13 protein-coding genes are annotated in these 13,645 nt (G+C 72.7%); 4 read left to right on the top strand and 9 right to left on the bottom strand.

Going from position 1 to position 13,645, the window contains the following annotated elements; translation table 11 throughout:
• Positions 1-39: 39 nt before the first annotated feature.
• The 4 genes from ACFC1F_RS32345 to zapE form a co-directional block, all read right to left on the bottom strand.
• Positions 40-1,038, bottom strand: coding sequence for a TerC family protein (locus ACFC1F_RS32345; RefSeq protein WP_376163701.1), 999 nt, complete (start codon positions 1,036-1,038; stop codon positions 40-42).
• A gap of 314 nt (positions 1,039-1,352) precedes the next feature.
• Positions 1,353-1,934, bottom strand: a complete 582-nt coding sequence (locus tag ACFC1F_RS32350) for a TerD family protein (protein WP_148642552.1) — start codon at positions 1,932-1,934, stop codon at positions 1,353-1,355.
• A 251-nt stretch (positions 1,935-2,185) separates the two neighbouring features.
• Positions 2,186-4,279 carry an excinuclease ABC subunit UvrB gene (gene uvrB / locus ACFC1F_RS32355; RefSeq protein ID WP_376163703.1) on the bottom strand — a complete coding sequence of 698 codons (2,094 nt, stop codon included), beginning with the start codon at positions 4,277-4,279 and terminating at the stop codon, positions 2,186-2,188.
• Between the two features lie 81 nt (positions 4,280-4,360).
• On the bottom strand, positions 4,361-5,440 hold the full coding sequence (gene zapE, locus ACFC1F_RS32360; RefSeq protein WP_376163705.1) for a cell division protein ZapE: 1,080 nt from the start codon (positions 5,438-5,440) through the stop codon (positions 4,361-4,363).
• Positions 5,441-5,515: 75 nt separating this feature from the next.
• Here zapE and ACFC1F_RS32365 point away from each other — a divergent pair, with 75 nt between their 5' ends.
• The 4 genes from ACFC1F_RS32365 to msrB all read left to right on the top strand — a co-directional run bounded on the left by ACFC1F_RS32365 (position 5,516) and on the right by msrB (position 8,886).
• On the top strand, positions 5,516-6,301 hold the full coding sequence (locus tag ACFC1F_RS32365; RefSeq protein ID WP_376163707.1) for a pyrimidine reductase family protein: 786 nt from the start codon (positions 5,516-5,518) through the stop codon (positions 6,299-6,301).
• A 146-nt stretch (positions 6,302-6,447) separates the two neighbouring features.
• A complete protein-coding gene (locus ACFC1F_RS32370; RefSeq protein WP_209411681.1) occupies positions 6,448-6,909 on the top strand; it encodes an indole-3-glycerol phosphate synthase in 462 nt (153 codons plus the stop codon).
• Between the two features lie 111 nt (positions 6,910-7,020).
• Positions 7,021-8,451 (top strand): UDP-N-acetylmuramate--L-alanine ligase, encoded by a 1,431-nt coding sequence (gene murC, locus ACFC1F_RS32375; RefSeq protein ID WP_376163709.1) that lies wholly within the window; start codon positions 7,021-7,023, stop codon positions 8,449-8,451.
• A gap of 24 nt (positions 8,452-8,475) precedes the next feature.
• Complete coding sequence (gene msrB / locus ACFC1F_RS32380) at positions 8,476-8,886, top strand: peptide-methionine (R)-S-oxide reductase MsrB (RefSeq protein WP_209411680.1); 411 nt, start codon at positions 8,476-8,478, stop codon at positions 8,884-8,886.
• A gap of 81 nt (positions 8,887-8,967) precedes the next feature.
• Here the strand turns inward: msrB and ACFC1F_RS32385 are convergent, their stop codons facing one another.
• The 5 genes from ACFC1F_RS32385 to ACFC1F_RS32405 form a co-directional block, all read right to left on the bottom strand.
• On the bottom strand, positions 8,968-10,233 hold the full coding sequence (locus ACFC1F_RS32385; RefSeq protein WP_376163711.1) for a cytochrome P450: 1,266 nt from the start codon (positions 10,231-10,233) through the stop codon (positions 8,968-8,970).
• Positions 10,230-10,790: an ATP/GTP-binding protein gene (locus tag ACFC1F_RS32390; RefSeq protein ID WP_376163713.1), complete on the bottom strand. Its 561-nt coding sequence runs from the start codon at positions 10,788-10,790 to the stop codon at positions 10,230-10,232. Before ACFC1F_RS32390 ends, ACFC1F_RS32385 begins: the two co-directional genes overlap by 4 nt.
• 121 nt (positions 10,791-10,911) lie before the next feature.
• Positions 10,912-11,274, bottom strand: a complete 363-nt coding sequence (locus ACFC1F_RS32395) for a DUF742 domain-containing protein (protein WP_148642558.1) — start codon at positions 11,272-11,274, stop codon at positions 10,912-10,914.
• Entirely contained in the window at positions 11,271-11,702 is a 432-nt protein-coding gene (locus ACFC1F_RS32400; RefSeq protein ID WP_307853043.1) for a roadblock/LC7 domain-containing protein, read from the bottom strand. Before ACFC1F_RS32400 ends, ACFC1F_RS32395 begins: the two co-directional genes overlap by 4 nt.
• Complete coding sequence (locus ACFC1F_RS32405) at positions 11,699-13,618, bottom strand: ATP-binding protein (RefSeq protein ID WP_376163715.1); 1,920 nt, start codon at positions 13,616-13,618, stop codon at positions 11,699-11,701. The genes ACFC1F_RS32400 and ACFC1F_RS32405 overlap by 4 nt, the downstream gene beginning before the upstream one ends.
• Positions 13,619-13,645: the final 27 nt, after the last annotated feature.

Here is a 13,645-nt window from a genome sequence, read left to right on the forward strand (position 1 = left end):
ACCTCTGCCAGGTCGCGGGCCCGCCGTCGTACGAGGGGGTCAGGCGTCGATCTTCTCCGACTCCACCGCTTCCCGCTCCTGCTTCTTCGAGGCCATCAGGCTGGTCACCGTGGTGACGGCCAGGACGACGACGATGACGCCCAGGGAGAGCGGGATGCCGATCTCCGGCACGTTCGCGCCGGCCTCGTGGGCGGCGTGCAGGACCAGCTTCACGCCGATGAAGCCGAGGATCACCGACAGGCCGTACGAGAGGTGGACCAGCTTCTTCAGCAGGCCGCCGATCAGGAAGTACAGCTGGCGCAGGCCCATCAGGGCGAAGGCGTTGGCGGTGAAGACGATGTACGGGTCCTGGGTGAGGCCGAAGATCGCCGGGATGGAGTCCAGCGCGAAGAGGACGTCCGTGGTGCCGATCGCCAGCATGACGATCAGCATCGGGGTCATCAGCCGGCGGCCGTTCTCCCGGATACTGCTCTTCTCCCTCACGAAAAGCTTGGTGCCGTGGTACTTGTCCGTCGACGGAAAGCGCTGCTCGATGGACTTGAGCAGACGGTTCTCCTCGAACTCCTCGTCCTCCTCGTCGGCCCGGGCCTCCTTGATCAGCTTCCACGCCGTCCAGATCAGGAAGGCGCCGAAGATGAAGAACACCCAGGAGAACTGCGCCACCAGCGCCGCGCCGCCCGCGATGAAGACCGCCCGCAGCACCAGCGCGATGATCACGCCGAACATCAGCACGCGCTGCTGGTAGATCCGCGGAACCGCGAACTTGCCCATGATCAGAATGAACACGAACAGGTTGTCGACACTGAGCGACTTCTCGGTGATGTAACCGGCGAAGAACTCACCGGCCGGCTGCGCGCCGGAGTGCCACCAGAGGAAACCGCCGAAGACCACGGCCAGCACGACCCAGACCGCGGTCCAGATCCCGGCTTCCTTGATCGACACCTCGTGCGGCTTGCGTCCGCCGATGAAGAAATCGGCCACGATCAGCGCCAGCAACACACCGATCGTGCCGACCCACATGCTTACGGAAACGTCCACTTACTGCTCCTCCGGCAGGTAGGCGAGACAGTCATCGTCACTTGCCGGAGGTCTCTTCCGCCCGTCGGACCCGCTCTGGCGCGCCCGCGGACCAGTGCCCCGGGGCGCCGCTCGCGAGGGCGCCCGTGATGACGGGACGACTGCGGGGGAATACTCCCCTCCGCTGCCTTCGAGAGTAACAGGAAGTCCAAAGGAAGGTAAAGAAGGTAAAGGACCGCCCCGCACTCCCCCCTTCCCGGGCGCCCGGGGGGCCTGCGCGAGGCGCCTCCGCGGGGTACCTCGCGCAGGCCCTCCCCGGGCGCTTCGCCCGGCGCCTAGAGGAACGGCTCGATGGCCGGCAGCAGGTCCTGGAAGGTCCGGCCCCGCGCGGGCGCGCCGATCGCCTGCATGCCCCAGCCGCCGGACGGCTCGCGGAACACCTTGGCCATGATCTGCCCGGTGTGCGGGCCGCCGCCGGCCAGCTCGTACCGGGCCAGCTCCAGACCGGTGGACTCGTCCACCAGCCGGCAGTACGCGTTCTGCACCTCGGCGAAGGTCTGCCCGGTGTAGGAGCTGACCGTGAACACCACCTGGGTGATGTGCGCCGGCACGTGCACCAGGTCGACCAGGATCGACTCGTCGTCCCCGCCCGCACCGGTGCCGCCGACCAGGTTGTCGCCGGTGTGCCGGACGGACCCGTCGTTGCTCTCCAGGTGCTGGAAGAAAACCACGTCGGACGGGGTCTGCTCGGCGTACAGCAGCGCCGAGGCGTCCAGGTCGATCTGCCGGGTGCGGCTGCCGAAGAGGCCCCGCTTGGGCGCCGCCTTCCACCCCAGCCCCATCCGGACGATGGTCAGCGATTCGCCCGAACCCTTCTGCAGGCTGACCTGCTGCCCCTTGGCAAGGTTCACCGACACGGCGTTGTCCTCTCTGCCCAGCCGCGCGGTCGGTCTCCGCGCCGGCTCCACGGTGGAACACCCCGTTGCCGTCCCCCGGCTGAGGCCCCCTGGTGCGACCGCCCTCGTCCCCGGACGGCACCGCAGACAAGCCTATGGCCTGCGGTCGGGCGCACCGGTCAGCGTCTACCCGTTTGTGGCAAGGCTGAGACACCCCGGGGCTTGACCGGTGTCAGAACCGGCCAAGCCCCGCGGCGGTGCGCCGGGAGGCGTCAGGCGATGCCGGCCTCGCGCATCTGCCGCAGCTCCTTCTTCAGCTCCTTGACCTCGTCGCGCAGCCGGGCCGCAACCTCGAACTGGAGGTCCGTCGCGGCCGCGTGCATCCGGTCCGTCATCGACTGGATCAGGTCGGCGAGCTCGGCGGCCGGCATGGACTTGGCCGGCTTGCGGTCCGCGCCGAGCGCCGGCACCGGGGCCTTGCCCTTGGCGGCCGCACCCCGGTACCCGGTGGAGAGCAGCTCGTCGGTGTCCACGTCCTCGCGGGCGAGGGTGTCCAGGATGTCGCCGATCTTCTTGCGCAGCGGCTGCGGGTCGATGCCGTGCTTCTTGTTGTAGGCCTGCTGGACGTCCCGGCGGCGGTTGGTCTCCTCGATCGCCTTCTCCATCGAGGGGGTGATCCGGTCCGCGTACATGTGGACCTGGCCGGAGACGTTGCGGGCGGCGCGGCCGATGGTCTGGATCAGCGAGGTGCCGGAGCGCAGGAAGCCCTCCTTGTCCGCGTCCAGGATCGCCACCAGGGAGACCTCGGGCAGGTCGAGGCCCTCGCGGAGCAGGTTGATGCCGACCAGCACGTCGTACCGGCCGGCCCGCAGCTCGCGCAGCAGCTCGACCCGGCGCAGCGTGTCGACGTCGCTGTGCAGGTACCGGACCCGGATGTCCAGGCCGAGCATGTAGTCGGTGAGGTCCTCGGCCATCTTCTTGGTGAGCGTGGTGACCAGGACGCGCTCGTCCCGCTCGACCCGCTTGCGGACCTCGTGCACCAGGTCGTCGATCTGGCCCTCGGTCGGCTTGACGATCACCTCGGGGTCGATCAGGCCGGTCGGGCGGATGATCTGCTCGACCTGGCCGTCGCCGCGCGACAGCTCGTACGGGCCCGGGGTGGCCGAGAGGTACACGGTCTGGTCGACCCGCTCCAGGAACTCCTCCCACTTGAGCGGGCGGTTGTCCATCGCGGAGGGCAGCCGGAAGCCGTGCTCGACCAGGGTGCGCTTGCGCGAGGCGTCGCCCTCGTACATCGCGCCGATCTGCGGGACGGTGACGTGCGACTCGTCGATGACCAGGAGGAAGTCCTCCGGGAAGTAGTCGAGCAGCGTGTTCGGCGGGGAGCCGGGCTCGCGGCCGTCGAAGTGCATCGAGTAGTTCTCCACGCCGGAGCAGGTGCCGATCTGGCGGAGCATCTCGATGTCGTAGGTGGTGCGCATCCGCAGCCGCTGGGCCTCCAGCAGCTTGCCCTGCTTCTCCATCCTGGCGAGCGTCTGCTCCAGCTCCCGCTCGATGTCGTTGACCGCGCGCTCCATGCGCTCCGGGCCGGCCACGTAGTGGGAGGCCGGGAAGACGTGCACGGAGTCGTCCTGGCTGATGATCTCGCCGGTGAGCGGGTGCAGGGTGTACAGCGCCTCGATCTCGTCGCCGAACATCTCGATCCGGACGGCCAGCTCCTCGTAGACCGGGAAGATCTCGATGGTGTCGCCGCGGACCCGGAAGGTGCCGCGGGTGAAGGCGAGGTCGTTGCGGGTGTACTGGATGTCGACGAAGCGGCGGAGCAGGACGTCGCGGTCGATCTCCTCGCCGACCTTGAGCCGCACCATCCGGTCGACGTACTCCTGCGGGGTGCCGAGGCCGTAGATGCAGGAGACGGAGGCGACCACCACCACGTCCCGGCGGGTGAGCAGCGAGTTGGTCGCGGAGTGGCGCAGCCGCTCGACCTCCTCGTTGATCGAGGAGTCCTTCTCGATGTAGGTGTCCGTCTGCGGGACGTACGCCTCGGGCTGGTAGTAGTCGTAGTACGAGACGAAGTACTCGACCGCGTTGTTCGGCAGCAGCTCGCGGAACTCGTTGGCCAGCTGGGCCGCCAGCGTCTTGTTCGGCGCCATCACCAGGGTGGGGCGCTGGAGCTTCTCGATCATCCACGCCGTGGTGGCCGACTTGCCGGTACCGGTGGCACCGAGCAGGACGACGTCCTTCTCCCCCGCGCGGATCCGGCGCTCCAGCTCGGCGATGGCCGCCGGCTGGTCGCCGTTGGGCTGGAAGGGGCTGACGACCTCGAAGGGCGCCTCTGACCGCTCAATGCTCGTGATGGGTCGCACGAGTCCACCGTACGACCCACCACTGACAACACGGGCGCCAACGCGTGATCCCGCGCCGGGGCCGCGGGCCCGGCCCCCGCGTCAGCCCTTCGCGCTGTCGCGGGCGAGGGCGACCAGGCGGGAGACCGCGCGCAGGTACTTCTTGCGGTAGCCGCCGCGGAGCATCTCCTCCGGGAAGACCTGGTCGAAGGGGACGCCGGAGGCGGTGATCGGCAGCTCGCGGTCGTACATCCGGTCGGCGAGGACGACCAGGCGCAGCGCGGTGGACTGGTCGTCGACCTGCCGCACGCCCCGCAGGCAGACCGCCTGCACGTCGTCCAGCAGGGCGCCGTAGCGGCTGGGGTGGACGGCGGAGAGGTGGTCCAGCAGCGCGCCGAAGTCGTCCAGCGAGGCGCCCGGGGTGCGGGCGGCGACGGCGTCCACGTGTGCGTCGGCGTACGGCGGCGGGGCGTCCGGGAGGCCGCGGTGGCGGTAGTCCTGGCCGTCGATCCGCATCGGGCGGAAGTGCGCGGAGAGGCCCTGGATCTCGCGCAGGAAGTCGGCGGCGGCGAACCGGCCCTCGCCGAGCTTCTCGGGCAGCGTGTTGGAGGTGGCGCAGAGCTTGACGCCGTTCTCGACCAGGCGGCCGAGCAGGGTGGAGACGAGGACGGTGTCGCCCGGGTCGTCCAGCTCGAACTCGTCGATGCAGAGCAGCCTGTGGCCGGAGAGGGTCTGCACGGCCTGCTGGAAGCCGAGCGCGCCGACCAGGTTGGTCAGCTCGACGAAGGTGCCGAAGGCCTTGGGGCCGGGCGCGGCGTGCCAGAGCGAGGCGAGCAGGTGGGTCTTGCCGACGCCGTAGCCGCCGTCCAGGTAGACGCCGGCCGGGCCGCTGGGCGCGGGGGCGCTGCGGCGGAACCAGCTGCGCCTGGGGGCCGCGCCGTTGACGCTGTTGAGCGTGCCGGCGAACTGCTCCAGCACCTGCACGGCCTCGTACTGGCTGGGCTGGGTCGCGTCGGGGATGTACGTCCCGAAGCTCACGTCGGAGAAGCGGGGCGGGGGGACCATCTCGGCGACCAGGCGCTCGGCGGGAACGACGGGGCGCCGGTCGGTGAGCGCGACGGGGGCGGGGGTTATCGACCCGGCCTCGGTCGCGGCGTCGGGGTGTGGGGCTGCTGCGGGCACGGTAGTAGAGGGTACGCCTGGTCGTGCACGCCTCAGGGCGGGGCCACCGGTGGAGGCCGGTGGAAGACTGGCGGTATGCAACAGTTGATCAGCCCGCTCGCCCAGTCCTTCGCCGATCCGGCCTCGCTGGAGTCGCTGGCCGCCGTCTACGCGTACCCCGACCAGGTGAATCACGGCCGGCCGTGGCTGCGCGCCAACATGGTGTCCGGCCTGGACGGCGGGGCGAAGCTGGACGGGCTCTCCGAGGGGCTCTCCGGGGACGCCGACAAGCGGATCTTCGGGGTGCTGCGGGCGCTGTCGGACGTGGTGCTGGTGGGTGCCGAGACGGTCCGCGCCGAGGGCTACCGCCCCGGGCGGGCGCGGGCCGAGTTCGCGCAGGCGCGCCGGGCGGCCGGGCAGGCCCCGGCTCCGGCCATCGCGGTGGTCAGCCGCTCGCTGGGGCTGGACCTGGCGGCGCCGCTGTTCACCGAGCCGCTGGTGCGGACGGTGGTGATCACCACCGAGGACGCCCCGGCGGAGGGCCTGCGCGCGGTGGCCGAGGTGGCCGACGTGGTGCAGGCCGGCCGCGGCTCGGTGGACCTGCGGGCGGCGGTCGCGGCGCTGGCCGCACGGGGCTGGACGAGGTTGCTGAGCGAGGGCGGCCCGCGGCTGCTGGGACAGCTGGCGGCCCAGGACCTGCTGGACGAGCTGTGTCTGTCGCTGGCGCCGTTGATCACGGCCGGCGACGCGCCGCGCATCATCCACGATGCGGAAATGCCTGACGTGCAGCGGATGCGGCTGGTCTCATTGATCGAGCAGAAAGGATTCCTCTTCACCCGCTACCTGCGTCTTCACCCGCACTCGGCCTCGCCGACCCCGTGATCCCCGGAATGTGATCCCGATCCCGGTCGGGAGCCTTCGTCCGCGTGGCCCGTGTGATGACGGGTGGGCAGCGTGCGGAAAGCTTCCGCCGGGCAGTATGGGATGCGATGCCGGGGCCCGGGGGCCGGCCACTGGAAGGGATTCACGTGTTCAAGACGGTACTGATGATCGAAAAGGCGCTCTCCGACGACGACGTGGAGCTGGTCACCACGCTCCACAGCGACGAGAAGGTGTCCTTCGTCGTCCTGATGCAGCCGCGCGGCAAGCAGGACGAGCTGCTGCGGGCCCTGGACGACGTCGCGCTCGGCCACCTCGACAAGGTGGTGCACGAGCACGACGAGTCCGAGAGCGGGCCGACGGTGGCCAGCGAGTCGCTGGAGCACAGCCTGCGCCACCTGCGCGCGGCCGGGGCCGAGGCGGTCGGCGAGCTGGTCGAGGAGAAGCCGCTGGACCGGCTGCGCACGGCGGTCGAGGAGCACGAGGCCGACGAGGTGGTCGTGCTCACCTCGCCGCACTTCGTGGAGGAGTTCTTCCACCGCGACTGGGCCTCCCAGGCCCGGCACAAGGTGGGCGTCCCGGTGCTGCGGCTGTTCGCCAGCGACTCCTGAGCCGACCCGCCGGTGGTGCAGAATCGTCCTTGCGGCCCGTCCGCGAGGACGATTCGCACGTCCGACCCCAGCTGTCCCCCTGTCCTGCCCCCGCCCGTACGGAGCCCCGCCTTGAACGACGCCGCGCACGACCTGCACGCCCCGCACTTCATCGGTATCGGCGGCGCCGGGATGTCCGGCCTGGCGAAGATCCTCGCGGTCCGCGGCGCCAGCGTCTCCGGCAGTGACTCCAAGGAGTCCGAGACCGTCCTGGCGCTGCGCGCGCTCGGCGCCGACGTGCACATCGGCCACGCCGCCGAGAACCTGCCGGAGGGCGTCAGCAGCGTCGTCGTCTCCAGCGCGATCCGCGCCGACAACCCGGAGCTGGCCGCCGCCCGCGAGCGCGGCGTCCCGGTCGTCCACCGCTCCGACGCGCTGGCCGCGCTGATGGGCGGCCGCCGGGCGCTGGCGGTGGCCGGCACCCACGGCAAGACCACCACCACCAGCATGCTGGCCGTCGCCCTCGGCGAGCTGGGCCTCGACCCCTCGTACGCGATCGGCGGCGACCTCGACGCACCCGGCTCCAACGCCCACCACGGCACCGGCGAGATCTTCGTCGCCGAGGCCGACGAGAGCGACCGCAGCTTCCACAAGTACGCGCCCGAGGTGGCGATCGTGCTCAACGTGGAGCTCGACCACCACGCCAACTACGCCTCGATCGACGAGATCTACGAGTCCTTCGAGACCTTCGTCGGCCGGATCACCCCCGGCGGCACCCTGGTCGTCTCCGCCGACCACGCGGGTGCGCGCGAGCTGACCTCGCGGGTGGCCGGCCGTGACGGCCTGAACGTGGTCACCGTCGGCGCCGCCGAGGACGCCGACGTCCGCGTCCTGTCGGTGGTCGCCCGCGGCATGACCAGCGAGGTCACCGTCCTGCTGGACGGCGCCGAGCTGTCCTTCACCGTCTCGGTGCCCGGCCGGCACTACGCGCACAACGCGGTCTCGGCGCTGGCCGCCGGCGTCGCGCTCGGCGTCCCGGCCGCCGACCTCGCCAAGGCGCTCGGCGCCTACACCGGCGTGCGGCGCCGGCTCCAGCTCAAGGGCGAGGCGGGCGGCGTCCAGGTGATCGACTCCTACGCCCACCACCCGACCGAGATGGCCGCCGACCTGGAGGCGATCCGCGAGGGCCTGGAGGGCGCGGGCCGGGTGCTGGTGGTCTTCCAGCCGCACCTGTTCAGCCGCACCCAGCAGCTCGCCGAGGAGATGGGCCAGGCGCTCTCCCTCGCCGACGCCTCCGTCGTCCTCGACATCTACCCGGCCCGCGAGGACCCGATCCCCGGTGTCACCAGCGAGCTGATCATCGACGCGGCCAGGCGGGCCGGCGCCGACGTGACGCCCGAGCACGCCTTCGACGCCGCCCCCGCCCTGCTGGCCGGCCTGGCCCGCCCGGGCGACCTGCTGCTGACCATGGGCGCGGGCGACGTCACCAACCTGGGCCCGGCCATCCTGGAAGAATTGAAGAGGGGCCTGAAGCACCTCGCGAACGTTGCCACCAACGTCTGAGGACCTGCCGACCGGGAGCGTGTGATGAGCTACGAGATCGAGAAGACCGACGCCGAGTGGCGCGCCCAGCTCTCGCCGGAGGAGTACCACGTCCTCCGCGAAGCCGGCACCGAGCGCCCGTTCACCGGCGAGTACACCGACACCAAGACGGTCGGCGTCTACGGCTGCCGCGCCTGCGGCGCCGAGCTGTTCAGCTCGGAGACCAAGTTCGACAGCCACTGCGGCTGGCCGTCCTACTACGCGCCGCTCGCCGGGGACCGAGTCCAGTACATCGAGGACACCACGCTCGGCATGCGCCGGGTCGAGGTGCGGTGCGCGAGGTGCGGCGGGCACCTCGGGCACGTCTTCGAGGGCGAGGGATACGGCACGCCGACCGACCAGCGGTACTGCATCAACAGCATCTCGCTGACGCTGAAGCCGGCCGACGAGGGCTGACCCCGCGTACCACAGGCCCGGGAACCGCCGTCCGGTTCCCGGGCCTGCGTGCTGTCCGCGGTCGTCCCCGCCGCCCGTCGGCTACCCCGGGACGGGCTGGAAGCGGACCGGCAGGTGCACCAGGGCCCGGTGGAAGGGGCCCGGGCGCCAGAGCAGGTTGCCGGCGGGCGTCGCGAGTTCGAGGTCGCTGAGGCGGCTGGTGAGCTGCTCGATGGCGGTGATCGCGATCAGCAGCGCGGGGTCGCGGGCCGGGCACGCGTGCGGGCCGGCCGACCAGGCCAGGTGGGCGGACTGCCCGCTGCCCAGCCCGGGGCCGTCGGTGGACGGCGCGGCCTGGGAGTTGGCGGCCGCGTAGGAGACGAGCACCAGCGAGCCGGCCGGGATCTCGCGGCCGTGGAAGGTGACGTCGTAGCGCGGGTAGTGGGCGGAGAGGTTGGCCATCGGCGGCTCGTGCCAGAGCGCCTCGTCGATCGCCTGGTGCGCGGTCATCGCGCCGCCGAACAGCGAGCCGGCGTAGCGGGCGTCGGTGAGCAGGCGCAGCAGCGCGTTGCCGATCAGGTTGGCGGTCGGCTCGTGCCCCGCGATCATGGTGAGGGTGATCTGCCGGACCACCTCGTCGTCGTCCAGCCGGGCCGGGTGGGTGAGGAACCAGGAGGTCAGGTCGCGCTGGGGCCGTGTGCGGCGCTCGGCGACCATCTCGGTCACCACCGCGACGAGGTCCGTGTAGGCGACGACCGACTGCTCCGTGGACTCCACCATGTCCGCGATGCCGGCCACCAGCCGGGCGCTGTGCTCCTCGGGCACGCCGTACCAGGTGTTGAAGACGAACGCCGGCAGCCGGCGCGCGTACTGGGCGATCAGGTCGGCCGAGCCGGTGGCCGCGAAGGCGTCGATCAGCTGGTGGGCGACCTCGGCGATCCGGCGCTGGAGCAGGTGCGGTTCCAGCAGGGCGAGCCCGTCGGTGATCACCTGGCGGTAGCGGGCGTGCTCGGCGCCGTCGGTGAAGAAGGCGGTGGGGCGGAAGCCGAGCATCGGCTGCAGCGGCGAGTCCGGCGGGACGGTCTCCGGCCAGGCCCGCGGGTCCTTGGAGAAGGTGTCGGTGTCGCGCAGCAGGTCCAGGGCGGCCTGGTAGTCGGTGACCAGCAGGGCCTCGACCCCGGGGGCGAGCTCCACCGGGGCGACGGGGCCGTGGCGGCGCAACCGGTCGTAGACGAGTTTCGGGGCGGCGGCGAACTCCGGGCCGTGCAACGCGATCGGCCCGTCGTCCGCTCCGGTGGCAGTGGTGCCGCTGTCGGTGGTGCGGGTGGCGCCGGTGGTGTCGGTGCCGGTGGTGTCGGTGCTGGTCACGGCTGCTCCGGGGCGGCGTCGGGTGCTGCGGGCAGGCCGTGCAGGACGTGCTCGGCCAGTGCGATCAGCGCGTCCAGGCTGGCGCCGCGGTCGCGGGCGTCGCAGAGCACCAGCGGGGTGGCGGGGTGGAGGTCCAGGTGCGCCCGGAGCACCTCGGCCGCGTGGCCGGGCGCGTCCGGGAAGCAGTTGACGGCGACCGCGTACGGCAGGCCCTGCTCCTCGACCATGTCCATGATCTCGAAGGAGTCGGCCAGCCGGCGGGTGTCCGCCAGCACCAGGGCGCCGACGGCGCCGCGGGCGATGTCCCGCCAGAGCGGGAAGAAGCGGCGCTGGCCGGGGGTGCCGAACATGTAGAGCACCACCTGGCCGGGCAGGGTCAGGCGGCCGAAGTCGACCGCGACCGTGGTGGTGGCCTTGCCCGGTAGGAGCGCGGTGTCGTCAACGGGGGCCCCGGTCTCGGTCATCGCCTCCTCCGTGTGGAGGGTCGGGATCTCCGAGAGGGTGCGGATGAGCGTCGTCTTGCCGACCCCGAACGGGCCGGCGACGACCAGCTTCATCAGTGTCTGGTCCCGGTCGGGCAGATAACCCACCCGGCCCTGGGCCTGGCCCGGAGCCGGAACCTGGCCCGGAGCCGGAGCCGGAGCCTGGGCCTGGCCGCCCGGCCGGCTGCCGGCGGGGCTACCGGAGAGTGCGGAGTCCAACGAGGAGCCTCTCGACGATGGAGCGGTCGGTCTGCTGTGCGCGGGGGATCGGGGCGCGGGCCCGGAGACAGCCCGCCTCGACCAGGTCGGCCGCGAGGAAGACGGTGGCGCTGACCGGGAGCCGCAGATGGGCGGCGGCCTCCACCACGGTCAGCGCGCCGGGCTGCAACAGCTCCCAGAGGCGCCGGTGCTCGCCCTCCAGGTCCTGCAACGCCTGCGGCGGTTCGGCGCCCGTGGCGTGCAGCACGGTGAGCCGTTCGAAGCCCTCCGTGCCGGGGCGGGCCCGGCCGCCGGTGGCCAGGTAGGCAGGGACCATCCTCCTGCGGGGTACGGCGGTCATGACCGGGCGCTGACGTCCTGCCGCCTGGCCGGGCTCGCCAGGGCGTGGCCCAGGGCGGCGACCTGGACCTGCATCTGGTAGGCCACGTTGCCGAGTTGGGCCTCCGGGGTGGTGAACACCGCCAGCGAGGTGTTCTCACCGGCCGGGACGACGATGGCGAAGCCCAGGTCGGACTCGACCACGGTCTGCGCCAGCCGGGGCTGCTCGGTGTCGGTGAACGCGGTGGTGAACGCGCGGGCCGCGGCGTGCACGGTGGCCGTCATCGCGGCGACCCGCTCGGCGGAGGCGCGGCCGAGGCCGTCCGAGGCCCCCTCGACGAGGCCGTCGCCGGTCGCGATGACCGCGTGCAGGACACCCGGCAGCTCCAGTAACGGCGTCAGCACCCACGAGATCTCGTCGGTGGCGGTCAGGCTGGACGTGCTGCTCACTGCTCTGCTCCTTCGGAGGGCTGGGCGGGGCGGTGGCCGGTCGGGCCCGGGCCGGCGGCCTCGGGGCCCATGTGGTCGGGGCCGGTGCGGTCGGCGGTGTCGGCGGCGGCCGGGCTTGTCGTGTCGGGGCCGTCGGCGGCCGGGCGTACGGCGGCCGGGAGGGCCTCGGCGGCCCGTTGGCCGACCTCCGCGGACTCCGCCCGGGCGACGGCGGCCCGGCCGGAGCCGGTGCCCTGTTGCAGCGCCTGCCAGCGGGCGGCGGCCTCCTCGGGGGTCCGCGCGGCCAGGCCGGAGAGCGTGTCGTCCGGCGCACCCGTCGGGGCATCCGTCGACGCGCCCCCGAGGGCCTGGGCGGCGGTGGCCCGGGCGGCGCCGACGGCCGGCTGCTGGGCGAGCGGCTGGCGCCTGCGCCTGGTGGGCAGGCCGCTGCCGTCGGACGGCGCGGCGGGCCCCGGCGTCACCTCGTGCACCGGCGGCACGACGTGCATGGCCGGCGCGGCGTGCCGGGTCGGCAGGTGGTGCCCGTCCGGCCCGTCGTGCCCGTTCCGATCGTCGGACTCGTCGTACGGCGTCGGCACCACCTGCACGGTCGGCGCGGGCGCCGGCCCCGCCCCGGCGCGCAGCGGCAGCGGGGTGAGCACCGAGAGCGGCTGCTCCGCGTCCACCACGGTCAGCAGCCCGGCCGGGATCCGCACGATGGTCCGCATGCCGCCGTAGGGCGAGATCTCGATGTGGCAGGCGAAGCCGTACTGCCGGGCCAGCTTGCCGGCCACCGCGAAGCCGGTCTTGGGAGGGTTGCCCAGCTCGGTGAGCAGCACCTCGGGCGGACCGGCCAGCAGGCGGCGGGCGCGGCCCAGCTGGTCCTCCTCCATGCCGATGCCGCTGTCGTCGATGATCACCAGCGCGCCACGGCCGCCCTGCTGGACGGTGACCGGGATGTCGGTCTCCGGGTGCGAGTACGCGGTGGCGTTGGCGAGCAGCTCGGCGATGGCGATGGCGAGCGGCTCCGCCGCCCGGGCCACCACGGCCAGCCGGTTCTCCCGCAGGTGGTTGGCGACCTTGATCCGGGCGTAGCCGGGCACCCGGGAGAGCGCGCCGAGCACCACCTCGGCCAGCGGCGAGTCGGTCCGGGCCAGGCCGGGCCAGGCCTCGCAGAGCACCGCGATGGTCTGGATCCGGCGCAGCGCGACCTCGTTGCGGAAGTCGAGCTCCAGCAGCCGGGGGTCGTCGTTGTCGTGCTGGAGCTGCTGGACCAGGCTCTGGATCTGGTAGAGCAGCGTCTGGATCTTGGAGGTGGCACCGCGCATCGCGGCGCGGGCGGCGGCGTCGACCCGTTCGCGCTCGTCGGTGACGGCGGTGGCGGCGGCGTCCAGGACGGCCTGGAGCAGCCGCACGGCCTCGGGGCCGACGGCCTGCGGGTCCAGCGGGCCGTCGGCGGGAGCGCTGGGGTGGAGGAGCCGCAGCGAGGTGGCGCTCACCCGCTCGGCGGCGAGGTGGCCGATCTCGGCCAGCAGGGCGCGGACCCGCTCGTCGGCCTCGGCGGCCCGGCGGACGGCCGCGGCGGTGCGGTCCTCGGCCGCGCGGGCGTGCAGCTCGGCCTCGGCCGCACGGTGCTCCGCCTCGGCGGTGCGTTGGGCGGCCTCGCGGGCCCTGCCCTCCGCGGCCAGCGCCCGGGTCTCGGTGCGCTGCGCCTCCTCGGTGGCCCGGCGGGTGAGCGCCTGCGCCTCGCGGAGCTGCTGCTCGCCCCGGGCCAGCCGGCCGTCGGCGGCGCGGGCCCGTTCCTCGCCGTGGGCGGCGGCCGTCTCGGCGGCGACGGCCCGGACGAGTGCGCGGGTCCGTAAGCGGGCCAGGACAACGGCCGCCGCGAGCGCGGCGGCTGCGAGCACTGCCAGGGCGAGCAGCGCGATCTGCATCATCGAACCTCGGACGTCCTCGATCGAAGG

Source organism: Kitasatospora sp. NPDC056181 (assembly GCF_042266225.1).
Classification (GTDB): domain Bacteria; phylum Actinomycetota; class Actinomycetes; order Streptomycetales; family Streptomycetaceae; genus Kitasatospora.